Source organism: Pseudoalteromonas sp. Z9A6, from assembly GCF_011378805.1.
GTDB classification, from domain to species: Bacteria; Pseudomonadota; Gammaproteobacteria; order Enterobacterales; family Alteromonadaceae; genus Pseudoalteromonas; species Pseudoalteromonas distincta.
Genome location: NZ_WTKZ01000023.1, coordinates 1 through 18,574 on the forward strand (window position 1 = coordinate 1; position 18,574 = coordinate 18,574).

The 18,574-nt window shown below is 39.7% G+C and carries 17 protein-coding genes; 8 read left to right on the forward strand and 9 right to left on the reverse strand.

The genetic code is table 11. From position 1 onward, the window contains the following. Positions 1 to 97: 97 nt before the first annotated feature. The 6 genes from ruvX to GQR53_RS10385 form a co-directional block, all read right to left on the reverse strand. A complete protein-coding gene (ruvX, locus tag GQR53_RS10360; protein ID WP_002961947.1) occupies positions 98 to 547 on the reverse strand; it encodes a Holliday junction resolvase RuvX in 450 nt (149 codons plus the stop codon). Between the two features lie 37 nt (positions 548 to 584). Beyond that, positions 585 to 1,142, reverse strand: a complete 558-nt coding sequence (locus tag GQR53_RS10365; protein ID WP_149593913.1) for a YqgE/AlgH family protein — start codon at positions 1,140 to 1,142, stop codon at positions 585 to 587. Positions 1,143 to 1,257: 115 nt separating this feature from the next. Continuing rightward, positions 1,258 to 2,208 carry a glutathione synthase gene (gene gshB / locus GQR53_RS10370; protein ID WP_154903711.1) on the reverse strand — a complete coding sequence of 317 codons (951 nt, stop codon included), beginning with the start codon at positions 2,206 to 2,208 and terminating at the stop codon, positions 1,258 to 1,260. A 54-nt stretch (positions 2,209 to 2,262) separates the two neighbouring features. Then, positions 2,263 to 2,997, reverse strand: coding sequence for a 16S rRNA (uracil(1498)-N(3))-methyltransferase (gene rsmE, locus GQR53_RS10375; protein WP_165743887.1), 735 nt, complete (start codon positions 2,995 to 2,997; stop codon positions 2,263 to 2,265). A gap of 68 nt (positions 2,998 to 3,065) precedes the next feature. Next, a complete protein-coding gene (locus tag GQR53_RS10380; protein ID WP_002961951.1) occupies positions 3,066 to 3,566 on the reverse strand; it encodes a hypothetical protein in 501 nt (166 codons plus the stop codon). 65 nt (positions 3,567 to 3,631) lie between these two features. Continuing rightward, positions 3,632 to 4,525 (reverse strand): hypothetical protein, encoded by an 894-nt coding sequence (locus GQR53_RS10385; RefSeq protein WP_002961952.1) that lies wholly within the window; start codon positions 4,523 to 4,525, stop codon positions 3,632 to 3,634. A gap of 77 nt (positions 4,526 to 4,602) precedes the next feature. On the opposite strand from GQR53_RS10385, the gene glnE reads away from it, so the two are divergent. After that, positions 4,603 to 7,398 carry a bifunctional [glutamate--ammonia ligase]-adenylyl-L-tyrosine phosphorylase/[glutamate--ammonia-ligase] adenylyltransferase gene (glnE, locus tag GQR53_RS10390; RefSeq protein ID WP_165743888.1) on the forward strand — a complete coding sequence of 932 codons (2,796 nt, stop codon included), beginning with the start codon at positions 4,603 to 4,605 and terminating at the stop codon, positions 7,396 to 7,398. 61 nt (positions 7,399 to 7,459) lie between these two features. On the opposite strand, the gene GQR53_RS10395 is transcribed toward glnE, so the two are convergent. The 3 genes from GQR53_RS10395 to tolC form a co-directional block, all read right to left on the reverse strand. After that, entirely contained in the window at positions 7,460 to 8,032 is a 573-nt protein-coding gene (locus GQR53_RS10395; RefSeq protein ID WP_165743889.1) for a toxin co-regulated pilus biosynthesis Q family protein, read from the reverse strand. A gap of 41 nt (positions 8,033 to 8,073) precedes the next feature. Then, positions 8,074 to 9,003, reverse strand: coding sequence for an LpxL/LpxP family Kdo(2)-lipid IV(A) lauroyl/palmitoleoyl acyltransferase (lpxL, locus tag GQR53_RS10400; RefSeq protein WP_149593920.1), 930 nt, complete (start codon positions 9,001 to 9,003; stop codon positions 8,074 to 8,076). A gap of 111 nt (positions 9,004 to 9,114) precedes the next feature. Beyond that, on the reverse strand, positions 9,115 to 10,470 hold the full coding sequence (gene tolC / locus GQR53_RS10405; protein WP_165743890.1) for an outer membrane channel protein TolC: 1,356 nt from the start codon (positions 10,468 to 10,470) through the stop codon (positions 9,115 to 9,117). Between the two features lie 151 nt (positions 10,471 to 10,621). Between tolC and GQR53_RS10410 the strand changes: the two genes are divergently transcribed. The 7 genes from GQR53_RS10410 (at position 10,622) to parC (ending at position 18,476) form a co-directional block, all read left to right on the forward strand. Continuing rightward, entirely contained in the window at positions 10,622 to 11,248 is a 627-nt protein-coding gene (locus GQR53_RS10410; RefSeq protein WP_165743891.1) for an NUDIX domain-containing protein, read from the forward strand. A 26-nt stretch (positions 11,249 to 11,274) separates the two neighbouring features. Next, complete coding sequence (locus GQR53_RS10415) at positions 11,275 to 11,733, forward strand: DUF1249 domain-containing protein (RefSeq protein WP_002961958.1); 459 nt, start codon at positions 11,275 to 11,277, stop codon at positions 11,731 to 11,733. Beyond that, a complete protein-coding gene (locus tag GQR53_RS10420; RefSeq protein WP_165743892.1) occupies positions 11,720 to 12,505 on the forward strand; it encodes a metallophosphoesterase in 786 nt (261 codons plus the stop codon). Before GQR53_RS10415 ends, GQR53_RS10420 begins: the two co-directional genes overlap by 14 nt. Beyond that, complete coding sequence (locus GQR53_RS10425) at positions 12,490 to 13,050, forward strand: YqiA/YcfP family alpha/beta fold hydrolase (RefSeq protein WP_165743893.1); 561 nt, start codon at positions 12,490 to 12,492, stop codon at positions 13,048 to 13,050. Before GQR53_RS10420 ends, GQR53_RS10425 begins: the two co-directional genes overlap by 16 nt. A gap of 107 nt (positions 13,051 to 13,157) precedes the next feature. Continuing rightward, entirely contained in the window at positions 13,158 to 15,047 is a 1,890-nt protein-coding gene (gene parE, locus GQR53_RS10430) for a DNA topoisomerase IV subunit B (RefSeq protein ID WP_165743894.1), read from the forward strand. A 29-nt stretch (positions 15,048 to 15,076) separates the two neighbouring features. Next, positions 15,077 to 16,171, forward strand: coding sequence for a PQQ-dependent sugar dehydrogenase (locus GQR53_RS10435; RefSeq protein WP_024605067.1), 1,095 nt, complete (start codon positions 15,077 to 15,079; stop codon positions 16,169 to 16,171). Positions 16,172 to 16,181: 10 nt separating this feature from the next. Then, on the forward strand, positions 16,182 to 18,476 hold the full coding sequence (parC, locus tag GQR53_RS10440; RefSeq protein ID WP_002961963.1) for a DNA topoisomerase IV subunit A: 2,295 nt from the start codon (positions 16,182 to 16,184) through the stop codon (positions 18,474 to 18,476). The last annotated feature ends 98 nt before the right edge of the window (positions 18,477 to 18,574 follow it).

An 18,574-nucleotide genomic window follows, 5' to 3' on the forward strand; every position in this document is an offset into this window, starting at 1 on the left:
ATCCCCATAAAAAGAAAAATGCCAGTCAGCTTAACTGACTGGCATTAGCCAATTGGCGCTTTTTTTATTTGTATAAAGGGTTATTTATATAGCCAGTTTATTCACCGTAACTAGATTCAAAAAAGCTTTCTAAAATAATAACCGCAGACATATTATCTACGTTACCTTTACCTAAGTTTTTATAGCCGCCACTTTCAAAAAGTCGCGCTTTAGCGTCCGCTGTCGTTAAGCGCTCATCCTGTGTTTGCACAGGAATGCCATAATGATTATGCAATCTGTTGGCAAACTTTTTTGCTTTAAAGGTAACCTCTTGTGATGTTCCATCCATATTTAGTGGTAAACCAACAACCATTAAGTCAGGCTGCCACTCGGCTACTTGTACGGCGATATGGTCCCAATTAGGAATACCATCTTGTGCTTTTACAGCCTTAAGGCTAGACGCACTGCCGGTTAACTCTTGCCCAATAGCAATACCAATACTTTTGGTGCCAAAGTCAAAGCCCATTACAGTGCGTTCGCCTTGCGGCTTAAGCGATTTTTTTGTCATGTGTATCTTGTTTAAGTTTGCTAAGGTTAAGTTACTATTATGCGTGACCAGCTTCAGGGCTAAGTTGGCTAATATCAAAGCCCAACATTGAAACTGCTTTTTCCCATCGTTTTTCAACGGGGGTATCAAAAATGATCTTCGGATCGGCTTCTATGATCAACCAGCTGTTATCAAGTAACTCTTGTTCGAGTTGTCCTTGCTCCCATCCTGAATAACCAAGTGTAATAATAAATTGATCAGGTGCTTGTGCAGTGGTTAAGTTTGCTAAAACGTCTTTTGAGGTAGTGATCATAATATCGCTACTGAGTTTTTGACTTGCTGAATAACCCGATTGGGGAGAGTGCAGTACAAAACCACGGTCAGTTTTAACGGGTCCACCTGCAAACACAGTTACTTTTGCTGCGTTTTGAGTTTTGTCGTTATCAATTTCTATTTTATCTAAAAGTTCGCCAACAGTAACATCAATAGGTTGGTTTATTACCAAGCCCATAGCCCCATCTTCGTTGTGCTCACAAATATAGGTAACAGCACGTTTAAAAAAAGGGTCTTGCATCGACGGCATCGCGATTAAAAAATGATTTTCTAATGACTGCATAGATTTCACCCTTTTTAGTTAATGAACTTTGAGTATGGCATAGTTATTTAAATTGACATAAAAAGCCCATTAATTGCATGAAAGGCTTAAACTAATGGGCTTTTTATTGTGGTAATTACTTACCTAATTTACGCTCAATTGCATCAAATAAAATACCTGTGATAGAAATATCATAAGCAGCTTCAATTTCGCGTACGCACGTTGGTGCAGTTACGTTAATTTCAGTTAATTTATCGCCAATAATATCTAAACCTACAAATATTAAGCCTTTTTCTTTGAGCGTTGGTGCAACAGCTTGCGCTATTTTTAAATCTGATTCGCTAAGTGGACGGGCTTCACCTCGACCGCCTGCAGCCAAATTACCGCGTGTTTCACCATTTTGTGGTATACGCGCTAAACAATATGGAATAACTTCGCCATCAACTACTAGTACGCGCTTATCGCCTTGTTTGATCTCTGGAATGTAATTTTGCACCATTGCGAAGCGGCTGCCGTGCTCGGTTAACGTTTCACAAATTACACCAATGTTGGCATCGTCTTCTCTGATGCGAAAAATCGATGCGCCACCCATGCCATCAAGCGGCTTTAAAATAATGTCTTTATGCTGTGCTAAAAATTCACGAATTTGTTTTTGGCTACGTGTAACAAGTGTGTCTGGCGTATGCTCGCTAAACCATGCTGTAAACAGCTTTTCGTTAGCATCGCGAAGGCTTTGTGGCTTGTTAATTATTAACGTACCTTCTTGTTCAGCTCGCTCTAAAATATACGTCGCGTAAATGTATTCAGTATCAAAAGGAGGGTCTTTACGCATTAAAATTACGTCAAGATCGGCAAGGGCTATAGTGGCTTTTTCTTCAAGCTCATACCATTTTTCTGCATTATTAAACACTTGCGCTTTAGACGCTGTAGCGTACGACTTGCCTTTACGAAGAGATAAATCGTCCATCTCCATATAATAAATTTCGTAGCCACGTTCTTGCGCTTGCATCATCATTGCAAAACCGGTGTCTTTTTTGATGTTAAATCCACTAATAGGATCTGAAATAATACCTAACTTAATTGCCATGCGCTGTGCCTTACTATAAATGTTACTGTTTATATGAGGGTGCTTTTAGTTATTTCAATTAGCTAAATCGCCAAATTGAAGTTGTAATGCACTTAAGACCGTTAAAGCGGCTGTTTCCGTTCGTAAAACGCGCGGGCCTAAGCGAATATCTACAAACTCTAGTTGTTTGGTTAGTGTCATTTCATCATCGGTAAAGCCACCTTCGGGGCCTACTAAAAAGCGTACGCCATCTTTAGGTACCGTAATGGTTTTAATGCTGTGCTCAGCACGAGGGTGAAGAGTGAGCTTAATTGCATCGGTTTGTTGTGCAAGCCATTGTTTTAAATCTATAGGTGGGTGAATAATTGGCACAAAATTACGCCCTGACTGCTCAGCCGCAGCAATTGCAATTTTTTGCCATTGTTGGTGTTTTTTCTCAAGGCGATCGCCCATTAGTTTCACACCACAGCGTTGACTAAAAATAGGGGTGATTTCGGTAATACCTAGTTCAACTGACTTTTGAATTGTAAAATCCATTTTATCACCACGGGATACACACTGACCTAAATGAATTTTAAGTGGAGATTCTACATCGTGAGGGTTAAGTTCTAATGGCATTACGACGACTGTTTTTTTTGTTACCTCAATTATTTCACTAAGGTATTCGCCACCTTCGCCATTAAAAATAGATACATGCTCGCCTACTTTCATGCGCAGCACTCTGCCAATATGCCCTGCAGCATCGTCATCTAAAGTTACAGGGGTGTTTAGGGCAATACTCGATGTTTGATAAATATGAGGAACTCGCATAGGGCGTCACTTACTACATAGCGTAAAATATATATTGCTATGGTAAGTAAGCTGGGGGCTGTGCGCAATTATTTATTTTTATTAAGTTGTTCGGCGAGATCTATTAAATCTTGTGGGGTATGCGCTATATCGTGATGATTTTGCGAAGGTTCCGTTAACGTCTCATCGGTAACCCGGCTTAGTGTATAGCCTGTATCATCAAGATTTATTAAAAAGCGTTCTTTATGCAATGAGTTATAAATAAAGCGTTGCTTATCACTTGCGAGTAAATAATCGGTGCTATTGAAAAGGACCCCGTGTAAATCGTGATGATCTTTTAAGTAATTAATTAACTCAGAAACGCTTATTTCGTTTTCAAGATCGCAATAACTATAGTCTTTAATAAGCTCGTCAAACATCATTTTTACTAATTGGCGGGTATTACTCCCTGCAGCAATAAGTGTACTCGCTTTTGTTATGCCATTACTATTTACATAGTATTCGGCAAATGCGCGGCTAAATTCGTTGTCTATGTCAATTAACAAATAGTTCGTTATTTCAGGCGGCATAGAGCTAGGACCTTGTTGCATCTAAGTAATTACCATTATTACTTAAATGCAGACGTTTTAATTGCTGTATTTTCAGTAAAAAAGATCTAAAGAGAAAACATACTAATAAGTAAATAACCTATAGCACAAAAAACAGCAAATTCTATGCATGCTACCCCAATATTATCTTGATGGTCTATTTCAAGAGCCGTATCAATATTTGGTAAAGAGATAACTTTTATCACATACGTTAAGCCGTAAAGTAGTATCCACATTACACCGCAATGCATTACAAGTGTAAATATGTTTTCAACCATTTTACCGTTTTGAAATGCTGCGCTAGATAAACCAGCATATACAGCCAACGCTAAGCCAATTGATTTTCCAGCATATCTTATACCAATAGATGTATTTTCTAGGTTAAAGTTACTTTGTAGTGACGCACCTTGGTTTGCTTTTGCAAAACGGTGTTCTCGTATTTTGCTATCAAGTGCAAACATCCCCTGAAGTGTAAAAAAGCTAACGCAAGCAATAAGTAAGTTGCTAAACCCTTGGGTGTGCGTCCACGTGTACAAGCCCAGAGCAATAATACAGTTAGCGATTAACATTCCTGAGTCTACCAATGCAGCACATACATTTTGTTTTAGTATGGCAGCTTCTTCATTAAATCTGTGGAGTATCCATTTTCTGTGAATTAAATGGCCCACTTTTATAAAAGTGAATAAGAGAACAATAATAATTAACACTTTTAACGGGTTTGACTGTGCAGTGCTTACGCTTATTTCGTCAAATAAAAAGGCTATAGTGGCTATAACAACCGATATTTCAGATGCAAAACTAATACCCATGGCAAAGTTGTCGTGTTGCGCTAACTCATCTTTAAGCGCTTGTTTTGCTTTGATTTGAGTGACAACTCGTAAACAAAAAATAGTTATGCAAATAACCGCAAAACTAATGGCAATCGCAATAAAACTAGTGTTAGATAAAGACAAATATGACATGGTGATCCTAATTAAGTTAACCTTTCTAGGTTTTAATCATTCTAGTACGGTTATTGATGATATAAAAGAGAGGATTGATGAGTAACGTAAAGCAACTTCCTATTCAATTACAAAAACTTGGCTTGATGCGCTTTGAACAGTTATACCCGCAGCAAAGTAAACAAAGTGAAGTTGTAAGGTTATTAGCATTAAGCGACTTTGCTTGGCGCAGTTTAGAGTCACAACCTGATTTAAATACCTGGCTATTATGCAAAGACGAAATACAAAATAGAGTAATAGATTCTCCTTTTAAAAACCTGAATTTAGCTGACCTTGATGAAGCACAGTGTCATAAAGTACTTCGTCAATATCGTGAAAAGTACTGGCTTAAAGTCGCCTTTTTAGATTTATGCTGTAATAACCCCATTGCCGATAGTATTAATTATATAAGCCAACTGGCTGACATGCTAATTAATAGCGCCAACCAATGGGCGCATGCACAGGTGGCAAAAGTAAATGGTGAACCGCTTGATGAGCAAAACCAAGCAATGCCGCTAATGGTATTGGGGATGGGGAAGCTTGGCGGACAGGAGCTAAATTATTCCTCTGATATTGATCTTATTTTTGCGTATCCGCGCAGCACAAAAACCCAAGGTGGCCGCAGAAGCCTTGAGGCCCAAGTGTTTTATACCAAAGTTGCACAAAAACTGATTGCAGCACTTAACCAAGCCACCGGTGATGGGCAAGTATTTAGAGTTGATATGCGCCTACGCCCGTTTGGCGAAAGCGGCCCTTTGGTTATGAGCTTTAATGCCATTGAAGATTACTACCAAGAACAAGGGCGCGACTGGGAGCGCTACGCAATGTTAAAAGGGCGCTTAATTGGCACGCCTAATAAATATTGGGATGAATTTATTAAGCTTTTAAAGCCGTTTGTTTACCGCCGATATATTGATTTTTCGGTGATTGAATCCTTGCGTAAAATGAAGCTAATGATTGCACAAGAAGTGCGCCGTAAACGCTTAACTAATAATATAAAGCTCGGTGCAGGTGGTATTCGTGAAGTTGAATTTATAGTGCAAGCCCTGCAAATGGTTCGAGGTGGGCGAGAGGCTAATTTACAAACTCAATCTTTACTCAAAGCATTAAATGAGTTGGCACTTAACCAAGTTATAGATGAGCAAGAAGCAAGCGAGCTTAAGCGCAATTACCTTTATTTACGTAAAGTTGAGCAGTACCTTCAAATATTTGACGATCAGCAAACGCAAACACTCCCCGATGATGAATTGAATCAGCAGCGCTTAAATTTATTATTAGAACAAGCTGATTTCTCTGCCACTTTAAACACTATAGAAAAGGTGATGAAGCAGGTTAACGGTGAGTTTGCACTTGTGATTGGCGAGGAAACTGCGCCACTTGATACCTGTGAAGGCGCATTTATTAGTGCTTGGGATCATGGTGATGTGAGCTTTTTAAAAGAGGCCAGAGATGAATGGCAAGCACCCCTTAACGATTTTAAATTAAGGCTGTCTAAGGTAAATATAGGTAACCGAGGGCGTGACACTCTTGATAAGTTAATGCCTGTTTTACTAAATCAATTAAATGACTTTAATGCCAGTGCAGCAGCTTTCACAATGGTTTGCCAAATTTTTAATAAGATAATTTCGCGTACTGCCTATTTAGAATTGCTTTACGAAAACCAAGGTGCATTAAAGCAACTTGTTTTACTGTGTTGTCATAGCAAATGGATAGGGGAGCATATTTCTCGCTACCCCATATTACTCGATGAATTAATAGACCCTGCGGTACTTTATAAGCCAACCCCATTAACGGCATATAAAGATGAAATAAGACAGTATTTTTTACGAATAGAGCATGACGATTTAGAACTGCAAATGGAGTCGCTTAGGCAATTTAAGCAAACTCATCAATTACGAATTGCTGCCGCCGATGCAACCGGTGTTCTTGACGTAATGAAAGTAAGCGATCACTTAACCGTACTAGCAGAGGCGATTGTTGACCAAGCTGTTAATATTGCATGGCATAACACTGTTAAGCGCTTTGGTATGCCCCCTGGCACAGATGATGAGAATAAAAGTTTTGCTGTTATTGCATATGGTAAAACAGGTGGCTTAGAAGTCGGGTACGACTCAGATCTAGATTTGGTGTTTGTGCATAATCATGATGGCTCAAGCCTAACTAATGGTGAAAAACCGATAGATTCTCGTCAGTTTTATTTAAAGCTCGCTCAGCGCTTAATGCATTTATTTAATACCCGTACTGCATCGGGCATTTTATACGAGCTTGATACGCGATTACGTCCTGAAGGAGCCTCTGGTTTATTGGCTATCAATTTAGAGAGCTTTAATCACTATCAGCAAACTCAAGCATGGACGTGGGAGCATCAAGCACTTGTTCGGGCTCGATTAATTTTAGGGCAAAACGATCTGATAGATCGTTTTTCACAAATTCGTAAAAACATACTTAGTCAAAAACGCGACGATGCCGCATTAAAAGCAGACGTGATAAAAATGCGCGAAAAAATGCGCGATCATCTAGCGAAAGGAAATACTGAGCAATTTGATTTAAAACAAGATGTTGGTGGCATGGCTGATATTGAGTTTATTACCCAATACTTAGTACTTAAACACGCAAACGAGTTTGAACAGCTTACAGTTTACTCAGATAACGTAAGAATATTAACGGATGCAGCAAATATAGGTTGTATTACTAAAGAGCAAAAACAGCAGTTGATAAAAGCGTATATTGATTATCGCTCGTGTTACCACGTGCTGAGCTTGGAGCAAAAAGGCAAGTTGATCCCACGAGAAACGTTTTTACAAGATATTACTAACGTAACTAATGTTTGGAATAGTATTTTTGAATTGAATTGAATTGAATTGAATTGAATTGAAAAACCCAAGCGCTTGCTTGGGTTTTTGTACGTGTAAACCCTTAAACCTTTATTTTTAAACAGTTTGTACGTACAAATTCTGATGGTAACTCGGTAATAACCGCGGCTCTTTGTTTATGGCAAAAGTAAGTATAAACCTCGTGCTCAAAGTCATCATTTATAGCGCGTCCAATTTGGTACAGTGCTGAAGTAAAGTTACTGTCTACTCTAAAATGATCTTTAACTACGTAATCTTTACTTAAGTACCAGTAAAGCTCAATCCCCTCATTTTTAGCATATTGATTAAGTACATCTTTAAGGGTTGTGCCATTTTCAAAGCGTCTAGGTTCAACCTCTCCAGTCCAAGTGGTCGGCATTGGATCAACTGTTCGCGCACGTTCAGCCAATACTCTATCCAAGGTTTGTTCTGGTGTTTTGAGTTTTAAAACAAATTGCTCTCGTTCTTTATTACTTTTTACTTGGTTACGAATGGAGGAGTAAAAGCGTGATAGTCCTTCGGCGGCTGCATTTTTAGATTTTTTAATATCAAATACAGAACCATCACCCACTAAAAAGTATACGGCGAGTGCTATTAGCACGGCTGCAAATGATAAATGTCTAATCCAAAACCACATGATTATTACCCACCTTATAAGTTCCTATTCTTGTTATACCATTACTTTTTGTAAAAAGAAGGGGTATTCTTATCCGGTCGAGTTTTAAAGCGACGGTGTAGCCACATGTATTGCTCTGGAGCTGCATTTATACATAGCTCTACGCGTTGATTAACGCGTGTTACATCAGCCTTGTCATCACCACTTGGGAAGTTTTCAAGCTCAGGCACTACCTCTAAATGATACTTACCATTTTCGTCACGGCGCGAGATTAAGCTCATAGTTTCGCAGTTTTTACTGCCAGCAAACATAAGAGTACCTGTTGTCGTTGCTGTGTCAGGGACTGCGTAAAATGGCACAAACTCACAGCGGTTACGGCCGTAATCTTGGTCAGGTAAGTAATAGCATACTTTTTTATTTTTTAATGATTTTAGTAAGCCTTTTACATCTTTCCTGCCAATTAAGTATTCGTTAGAACGAAGGCGGCCATTAGTTGTAAAGTATTCCATTAGAGCGTTGTTATGAGGGCGATAAAAGCCTAAACCTTGGCATTTTAATCCCATTACACGACTTGCCATTTCAAGATGCAAAATGTGGGGAACAAGTAATAAAACACCTTTACCAGATGCCTGTACGCGCTCAAAATGCTCCAAACCTTTGATTGAGCCATATACACTTTTTACTCGCCACTGCGGCCACCACCAAGCCATGCCTGTTTCAACCATTGCAATGCCGGTGTTTTCCATATTTTTTAGTACAAGTTTTTTTTGATCTGCTTCGCTCATATCAGGAAAGCACAGCTTAATGTTTACTTCTGCAATATGGCGACGGCGCTTCATAAATTTATGGACTAAGCGGCCAAGTTGCTTACCCATTGCCAGCTGTAGCTTTTGTGGTAGCCAAGAAATTAAGTATAAAAATAAAACGCCAACCCACGTTAGCCAGTATCGAGGGCCTAAAAAAGATGCTTTAAAAGGAGATGAGGTGACCACAAAAATCTCTCTGAGAATAAAAATGATAGTTTAACGCTAAGCGCTATAAAATACAAAAAGCCAGCTACATGCTGGCTTTGAATAAATTTATATTATGTTTAGCTGTAAAAGTTAAGCTGATTTTAAACCTTGGTTTATAGCAACTAAATCTTCACTTGTTAGTGTACCCGCTGCTTGTTTTAAGCGAAGGGTAGATAACACATAACGGTAACGCACATCAGCAAGGTTACGTTTTGCATCGTATAAATTTTGCGTACTCACAAGTACGTCAACAATGGTACGAGTACCTACTTCAAAACCGGCTTCAGTTGCTTTAAGGGCACTTTGAGCTGAAACAACCGCTTGCTCTAGCGCTTTATAAGTCGCAATATCTGAAACAACTTGATTATAAGATGTAATTACTGTGCGAGTGACTGCGCGGTAATTTGTTTCATAATCTTGGCTCGCTGATACGTAAAACGCACGGGCTTGGTTTGTTGCAGCAACCGTTGCACCACCTGAGTATAAAGGTACGCTAAAGTTAAGCCCAACAGAACTTGAGTCTGAACGCGGTTGGTCATCAAAATTAGCGCCATTTATTTGAGTGTCTGTAAGAGAGTCACCATAATTTGCACTTAGAGTTAGTTTTGGATAATGACCTGCTTTTGCTAATTCAATTTGATCTTTTGCAATATCAACCGTTACTTTAGAAACTTGTAAGTTGATATTTTTATCTTCAGCTACTTTAACAAAGTCGTTTGAGCGCTTAGTTGGTTTAGTTGTTGAGAAAGTATCTGTATTTAAAAAATCTAATTTTTCGTGGTATTTACCGGTTATCTCACGAAGTTGCTCGCGTGCTGTTTCTACAGCATTACTGGCAATAATTTCTTGGGCTACTGAGTTATCAAACTGAGCTTGTGCTTCGTGTACGTCTGTAATAGCTGTTAAACCTACTGCATAACGTTGTTTAGTTTGCTCAAGTTGACGTGCTATGGCACGTTTTTCAGCTTCGACAAATTCAAGGTTATCACTGGCACTTAATACGTTAAAATAACCTTCAGCAACGCGTACAATTAAGTTTTGTTTAGCTGCATCATATAGGCCGCTTGCTTGAAGCGCTTGCTTATCGGCAATATCTAACGTATTCCAAGCACCTAAATCAAACAATGTTTGGCTTAAACTTACACCACGAGAAAATTGGTCTGTGTCACTTTCAACTTTAACTTGGTTAGATAAGTCGCCAACGCTTTGGTACGACGTTGCATCGCTTTTTGTATAACCCATAGTTAAACCAATTTGAGGTAATAGTGCACTCATCGCCAAATCGCTTTGATAAGACTGCGCATCGGCTTGGGCTTTTGCTTTTAAAACAGTAGGATCGTTAGCTGTTGCTATTTCAAAAACTTGTAGTAAATCTTCAGCTTTCACTGCTGTTGCACCTAGTGCGCATGATAAACTAACTAGCGCCGCAAGAATATTCTTTTTCATGTGGGGTTCGGTCCTTAGACAATTTTTGTACTAAAAGCATGTTAACCTGTTTTACTGCATAACAAAAAAAATAATTAGTAAAACAGTATGTTCAAGTGTAACAGAATATATTAACGCATTTTAAAGCTTTAGATAAGTAGGAGGTAGGTACGTGGTTGATAAAAAGCTCGTTCAGTTTACACATAAAGATGTAAATCTAAAGCCAATAAAAAACCTTTATAAAGGTTTTTTTCAGGTTGATTTATACCAGTTTGAACATGCTCTTTTTGCGGGTGGAAAATCAGAGCTAATTAGCCGAGAAATATTAGAACGTGGCGATGCAATTGCAGTACTGCCTTACGACCCAATATCAGATACTGTTCTTTTAATTGAGCAAATACGTATTGGCGCTATTAAAAGTAAGCATTCGCCGTGGCTACTAGAATGTATAGCCGGAATGACTGACGGCAGTACGGATTACGAATCAGTTGTAAAAAAAGAAGCGTATGAAGAAGCAGGGCTTGAATTAACCGAGCTTGAATTTATGCTCTCATACCTATCAAGCCCAGGTGGAACAACTGAGCGCTTACACTTATATTTAGCACGTGCTGATTTAAGCCAAGTAGAATCAGGTGTATATGGTCTTGAAACTGAAGGCGAGGATATAAAAACTCATATTTTATCGGTTGATGATGCGCTAATGCGCCTCAATAACGGTGAAATGGATAATGCGGCAACGGTTATTTGTATGCAGTGGCTTGCGCTAAATCGCGAAAAAATGGCAAGCAAATGGGCATAAACTCTTACTAATATTATGGCGGAACTTTGACAGCACAATTAGCAACAAATCGATATATTCAAAGCCTCCCAAAGTATTTAACACTTTGTGAGCATAACTATGTGCGACTATTAAAGTTGTTACCGAGCGAGCGCAATATAGGAAGCATTCGTGAAGTAAAACTTGGCAACAGTGAATTTGCTACAAAAATTGATGGCAGCGCAAAATACACTATGGATATTTCAATTAAGCAGCTAACAGGAATGGTTAAAGGGATAGCGCCGCTGTATTTAACGGCTCGCTTGTATCACGATGCGAAAGTAGCTGAAATTATTCATCACGATTATCATCAACGCATAAAACCATCGTACGGATACCCCAACCCTAAAATGCATCAAAAAGATGAAAAGTATCAACTTAATGCTTTTTTATACGACTGGTTAGTGGCCTGTGTAGAGCACGGGCAAGCAACATTAAATTGGGATGTAAATAATGGCTTGGTTTGATGATGCATATACATTTGATAAATCATCTTTGTGCATTGCGCATATTACCGACAGCCATTTATTTGCAGATAAAAATGGTGAATATTTTAATGCAAATACTGCAGCTCATTTTGAACAAGCTTTGGCACACATCGCTGAGCAGCCAGTAGATTGCGTAATTTTTGGTGGTGATTTAACACAAGACCATAGTTTCGAATCGTACTTATTATTTAGTGAACTTATAAATGCCAGTGACATCACTTGCCCTGTATTTTGGGTACCAGGTAATCATGATGAACTAGTAATGCTTAATCGCATAAGTGGCGGAAAAATAAATTCGGCTAAACATATTATTGCTAACGGGGTTGAGCTGCTTCTTATTAATTCTAAAGGGCCCACGCCCGCAGGATGGGTTACTGGCGCGCATTTAGATGAAATAACTGATACTTTAGTCAACTCGAATAATAGTAAAGTTATCTTTTGTCATCATAATCCACTGCCAATAAATGGCTATCTTGATAAGCACTTATTAGAAAATGGTCCACAGCTTTTAAATATTTTAGTTAATAGTAATAATGTATCTGCGCTTTTTCATGGTCATGTACACAACGACTATGAACAAAATTTTAGAGGCTTGCCTATATATGCAAGTCCTGCCAGTTCAGTACAGTTTGTAAAATACACTCCAAAGTGGGAGCAAAAAAATGCGGGGCCTGCTTACAGAATGCTAAATCTAAAGAGTACAAAAGATAAAGTTGAAGTAAAAACGGAAGTGGTATGGCTAAGCGCGTAATTTATATTCACGGCTTTAATAGTTCACAAAAATCATATAAAGCTGTGCGCTTTGGTGAGCTTATGGCAAACTATGACGTTGATTATTGTGTACCGAACTTAAACCACGAGCCCCTACAAGCTATAATTGAGCTTGAACAATTGCTAACGCCAGATACCGTTTTATTAGGTAGCTCGTTAGGTGGTTTTTTTGCCACGTATTTATCGCAGCGTTATCAAATTCCTGCAGTGGTTATTAATCCCGCGGTCGCACCCTATAATTTATTACAGTCGTTACTTGGGCCTAATTATAATCCGTATCAAGATTATCATTACGATTTAAATAACAGTCATATTGAGGCGCTGAAATTACTCACTGTAGATAAATTAGCACATCCTGAGTTACTGTATTTATTACAGCAAACAGGCGATGAAGTGTTGAACTTTCAACACGCAGTAAAATATTATTCGCAATGCAAGCAATTGATAGAGTTTGGTGGCGATCATAGCTACGTTAAATTTGAACGCACCTTTGCAAGTATTGTAGATTTTCTTAAAATCACGTAAAACTAGTTAGCCTGAACTGAGGTTAGTTACTATATTAACGCTTTAGCGCATATAACAATAAAACTAGTAAACGTATTAGAGCCTTAGCGGATATAAAGACAAAAACTATGAGTGATCAAAATTATAACGCCGAAGCCATTGAAGTACTTAATGGATTAGATCCGGTAAAACGACGCCCAGGGATGTACACCGATACCGTACGCCCAAACCATTTAGGCCAAGAGGTTATCGATAACAGTGTCGATGAAGCTATGGCGGGTCATGCCACTCGTATCGACGTAATACTCCACGAAGATAACTCGCTCGAAGTGAGCGATGACGGACGTGGTATGCCTATTGATATTCACCCAGAGGAAGGTATCCCAGGGGTTGAACTAATCTTCACTAAGTTACACGCCGGTGGTAAGTTTTCTAATAAAAACTACCAATTTTCGGGTGGTTTACACGGTGTAGGTATTTCTGTAGTAAATGCGTTATCTACACGTGTAGAAGTAACGGTAAGGCGCGACGCTCAACAATTTAGAATGGCCTTTGAAAACGGCGACAAGGTAGAAGACTTGAGCGTAATTGGTACTGTTGGTAAGCGCAATACAGGTACCACCGTTCGTTTTTGGGCTGACGTTAGCTATTTTGATTCTCCAAACTACTCAATTACCAAGCTTAATCATTTATTAAAAGCCAAAGCGGTTTTATGCCCAGGACTGCGTATTAAGTTTGTTAATAAGCAAACGAAAGAAACCAAAGAATGGTTTTACGAAACTGGCTTAAAAGATTACCTAATTGAAGCCGTTAAAGGGTTTGAAACATTACCGCAAGACCCATTTGTAGGTGAATTTAAAAGCTCAATTGAAGGCGCTGATTGGGCTGTTGTATGGCTACCTGAAGGTGGCGAATCAATAGCGGAAAGCTACGTAAACTTAATTCCTACCGCGCAAGGTGGTACACATGTAAATGGTCTGCGCCAAGGCTTGCTTGAAGCAATGCGAGAGTTTTGTGAGTTTAGAAATTTACTACCTCGTGGCGTAAAGCTAACACCAGATGATATTTGGGAGCGTTGTAGTTACGTATTGTCGGTTAAAATGCAAGACCCACAATTTGCAGGGCAAACCAAAGAAAAACTTTCATCGCGCTCATGTGCCGCATTTGTATCGGGTGTTGTAAAAGATTCGTTTAGTTTATGGCTAAATGAACATACCGATACCGCAGAATTATTAGCTGAGTTATGTATTTCAAACGCGCAAAGCCGTTTGCGTGCAGCTAAAAAGGTCGTACGTAAACGAGTTACTGCAGGGCCTGCATTACCAGGTAAATTGACCGATTGTAGTGCTGCCGATAATGACCGAACCGAGCTGTTTTTAGTGGAAGGTGATTCTGCTGGTGGTTCTGCGAAACAAGCGCGAGACCGTGAATTTCAGGCAATTATGCCGCTACGTGGTAAAATTTTAAATACTTGGGAAGTAGAGTCGGGGCAAATACTAGCATCACAAGAAGTACATGATATTTCAGTGGCACTGGGTATTGACCCAGAATCAACAGATATGTCGGGACTGCGTTACAATAAGATTTGTATACTGGCCGATGCTGACTCGGATGGATTACACATTGCAACACTGTTATGTGCACTGTTTGTTCGTCATTTTCCAGAGTTAGTAAAAACAGGGCATGTGTATGTTGCAATGCCGCCATTATTTAGAATAGATATTGGCAAAGAAGTTTATTATGCCCTAGATGAAGAAGAGAAAACCGCTATTTTAGCGCGCATAGAAGCCGAGAAAAAACGCGGAAAAGTAAACGTACAACGATTCAAAGGTCTGGGTGAAATGAATCCGTTACAGCTTCGTGAAACCACTATGGATCCTAATACACGACGCTTAGTGCAGCTTACGCTTGATGAAGAAGTAGAAACCATGGAAATGATGGATATGCTACTTGCTAAAAAACGATCGCCTGATCGTCGTCAATGGTTAGAAGATCATGGTAACAAGGCGCTCGTTTAATTGCTTGTGCCTAACACTAGGAGAGACGAATGAAAAAATTACTAGGAAGTTTGCTGTTACTTGGGCTGACTAGCGCTCCTGCAATGGCTAAAAATATACTTGATAAGCTCACCGTAGCACCTGGGTTTGAAATTAGTTTATTTGCAAATGATGTAGAAAATGCACGTCAAATAGCTGTTTCAAAAAAAGGTATTGTGTATGTTGGCTCTCGTAAAGCAGGCAACGTATATGCGCTTATTGATCACAATAGCGACGGCGTAGCAGATAAAAAAATTGTTGTGGCTAAAGGCTTAAACATGCCCTCTGGCATAGCAATTAAAGATGGCGATTTATATGTAGGCGAAGTGCATCGTATTATTCGCTTTAAAAATATTGATACCCAATTAAAAGATCCAAAGTTTGATGTGGTCTATAACAAACTACCGAGTGAGCGTCATCATGGTTGGAAATTTTTACGTTTTGCACCAACGGGAGAATTAATCATTCCGGTGGGTGTACCGTGTAATATTTGTGCTGAGGATGAACGTTTTGGTCGTATTTTTGCCCTTAATGTAGAAACAAAACAAATAAAAACAATAGCTAAAGGCGTTAGAAACACAGTGGGTTTTGATTTTCATCCTGCTACTCAAGCTTTATGGTTTAGTGATAACGGTCGCGACATGATGGGCGATGATATTCCGCCTGATGAGTTAAACCGTGCAACGCAAGAAGGTGAGCATTTTGGTTTTCCGTATGTTCATGCCGGCGCAATTATTGACCCTGAGTTTGGGGAAGGTAAAAACATTGCCGATTACACATCGCCAGCACTTGCACTTCCAGCGCACGTAGCGCCACTAGGTATTCATTTTTATAACGGTAAGCAATTTCCAGCAAGTTATAAGCAACAATTATTTGTTGCTGAACATGGCTCATGGAACCGTTCTAAAAAGTCAGGCTATAAAGTAGGCCTTGCAACAATCGAAGTAGGTCGCGTAACTAAATATACGCCATTTATTACTGGCTTTATGAAAGACGAAACAACATTTGGACGCCCTGTTGCATTTGCAGAATTAGGTGACGGCAGTCTGTTAGTAAGCGATGATTACGCCAATGTAATCTACCGTGTAAGCTATAAGAAAAACTAGGTAAGCTTTAATGAGTGATACAGATACCTTGCTAATGCAAGGAATTGAGCAACAAACAATGGGGCGTTTTACCGAAGACGCCTATTTAAATTATTCCATGTACGTAATCATGGATCGTGCCCTACCGCATGTAGGTGATGGCTTAAAACCAGTGCAGCGTCGTATTATTTATGCGATGAGCGAATTGGGCTTGTCGGCTAACGCTAAGTACAAAAAATCAGCCCGTACAGTGGGTGACGTACTCGGTAAGTACCATCCACACGGCGACAGTGCCTGTTACGAAGCGATGGTATTAATGGCGCAGCCGTTTTCTTATCGCTACCCTTTGGTAGATGGACAAGGAAACTGGGGTGCGGCAGATGACCCTAAATCGTTTGCAGCAATGCGTTATACTGAAGCGCGTTTATCTAAGTTTTCAGAAGTACTGCTCAAAGAGCTTGGCCAAGGCACTGTTGATTGGACACCAAACTTTGATGGCACCATGGATGAACCTGTAGTATTGCCTTCACGTTTACCGCATATTTTACTCAATGGTATAACGGGTATCGCCGTAGGTATGGCAACAGATATTCCGCCACATAACGTACGTGAAGTGGCTAGCGCATGTTGTTTATTACTTGATAAACCAAAAACAGAGCTTGAAGAATTACTTGAGCTTGTACATGCACCAGATTACCCAACAGATGCTGAAATAATTACCCCAAAAGCCGATATTCATAAAATATATAAAACCGGTCGTGGGTCTATCAAAATGCGTGCGGTTTACACCGAAGAGCATGGCGATATTGTTATTACAGCGCTGCCGCATCAATGTTCAGGTGGTAAAGTACTTGAGCAAATTGCAGCGCAAATGAACGCTAAAAAATTACCTATGATTGCTGATTTACGTGACGAGTCAGATCACGAAAATCCAACGCGTATTGTAATTATTCCGCGCTCAAACCGCATTAAAGCTGAGCCATTAATGGCGCACTTATTTGCAACCACCGATCTTGAAAAAAATTACCGCGTAAACTTAAACATGCTAGGCCTAGATGGTCGCCCGCAAGTTAAAGACTTGCGCTGTATTTTAAGTGAGTGGCTAACATTTAGACGCGAAACAGTGCGTCGTCGTTTGCAGTATCGTTTAGATAAAGTATTAGCACGTTTGCATATTTTAGAAGGTTTATTAGCCGCCTTTTTAAATATCGATGAAGTGATTGAAATCATCCGCAGCGAAGACAAACCAAAGCCTGTATTAATGGAGCGCTTTGATTTAACTGATACGCAAGCAGAAGCTATTTTAGAATTAAAACTTCGTCATTTAGCAAAACTTGAAGAGTTTAAAATTCGCGGTGAGCAAGATGAACTAGCCAAAGAGCGTGATAAATTAGCGCAAATTTTGGGCTCAGAACGTCGTATGTCGACACTGCTTAAAAAAGAAATTCAAGAAGCCGCTGAAATGTACGGTGACGATCGTCGCTCGCCAGTGATTGAGCGCTCAGAAGCGAAAGCACTTAACGAAAAAGATTTAATTCCATCAGAGTCAGTCACTGTTGTGCTATCTGATAAAGGCTGGGCACGCGTTGGTAAAGGCCATGATTTAGATGTACAAGGCTTAAATTACCGTTCAGGTGATGGCTTTAGAGCCTCGGCTCGGGGTAAGAGCAATCAACCTGCTGTATTTTTAGATTCAGCAGGGCGGGCATTTGCAACCGATGCGCACAGTCTGCCTTCGGCGCGTAGCCAAGGTGAACCAATGACAGGTCGTTTTAACTTAACACCAGGTGCTAATTTTGAGCACGTGGTAATGAGTGAAGACGAGCAAGTATTGCTTATGGCGTCAGATGCAGGTTACGGCTTTATTACTGACTTTAAAGACTTAGTGAGTAAAAATAAAAATGGTAAAGCGCTGGTAAGTGTCCCTAAGGGTGGAATATTACTTTCTCCTATTAGGGTGAACGATGTTGCTAGTGATTACTGTATGGCTATTTCTAACGAAGGTCGCATGCTTTTATTCCCGCTACGTGACTTACCAAAACTTAGCAAAGGTAAAGGGAATAAGATTATTTCTATTCCTGGAGCTAAAGTACAAGCCCGTGAAGAGTTTGTAAAAGTGCTTGCTGTTGTGCCACAAGGAAGCAGTGTTACGCTTCATGCTGGTAAGCGTAAACTAACGCTTAAACCATCTGATTTAGAGCATTATCATGGTGAGAGAGGGCGTAGGGGTAATAAACTACCGCGCGGCTTACAGCGTGTTGACGAAGCCGTTGTTGAGCTAACCCCACAAGATGATGAACCAATAGAAGCCATTAACGAAGAGTAACCAATTACTTTTTTGTATAAATAAAAACGGTCTGCATTTGCAGGCCGTTTTTGTTTTAAAGTAAAGAGCTTGCATATTTCAGCGTACACTTGTGCGCT

Coding starts and splice junctions, on each gene's coding strand:
- ruvX (WP_002961947.1), bottom strand. CDS start 547: ATGACAAAAAAATCGCTTAAGCCGCAAGGCGAACGCACTGTAATGGGC.
- GQR53_RS10365 (WP_149593913.1), bottom strand. CDS start 1,142: ATGCAGTCATTAGAAAATCATTTTTTAATCGCGATGCCGTCGATGCAA.
- gshB (WP_154903711.1), bottom strand. CDS start 2,208: ATGGCAATTAAGTTAGGTATTATTTCAGATCCTATTAGTGGATTTAAC.
- rsmE (WP_165743887.1), bottom strand. CDS start 2,997: ATGCGAGTTCCTCATATTTATCAAACATCGAGTATTGCCCTAAACACC.
- GQR53_RS10380 (WP_002961951.1), bottom strand. CDS start 3,566: ATGCAACAAGGTCCTAGCTCTATGCCGCCTGAAATAACGAACTATTTG.
- GQR53_RS10385 (WP_002961952.1), bottom strand. CDS start 4,525: ATGTCATATTTGTCTTTATCTAACACTAGTTTTATTGCGATTGCCATT.
- glnE (WP_165743888.1), top strand. CDS start 4,603: ATGAGTAACGTAAAGCAACTTCCTATTCAATTACAAAAACTTGGCTTG.
- GQR53_RS10395 (WP_165743889.1), bottom strand. CDS start 8,032: ATGTGGTTTTGGATTAGACATTTATCATTTGCAGCCGTGCTAATAGCA.
- tolC (WP_165743890.1), bottom strand. CDS start 10,470: ATGAAAAAGAATATTCTTGCGGCGCTAGTTAGTTTATCATGCGCACTA.
- GQR53_RS10420 (WP_165743892.1), top strand. CDS start 11,720: ATGGCTTGGTTTGATGATGCATATACATTTGATAAATCATCTTTGTGC.
- GQR53_RS10425 (WP_165743893.1), top strand. CDS start 12,490: ATGGCTAAGCGCGTAATTTATATTCACGGCTTTAATAGTTCACAAAAA.
- parE (WP_165743894.1), top strand. CDS start 13,158: ATGAGTGATCAAAATTATAACGCCGAAGCCATTGAAGTACTTAATGGA.
- GQR53_RS10435 (WP_024605067.1), top strand. CDS start 15,077: ATGAAAAAATTACTAGGAAGTTTGCTGTTACTTGGGCTGACTAGCGCT.
- parC (WP_002961963.1), top strand. CDS start 16,182: ATGAGTGATACAGATACCTTGCTAATGCAAGGAATTGAGCAACAAACA.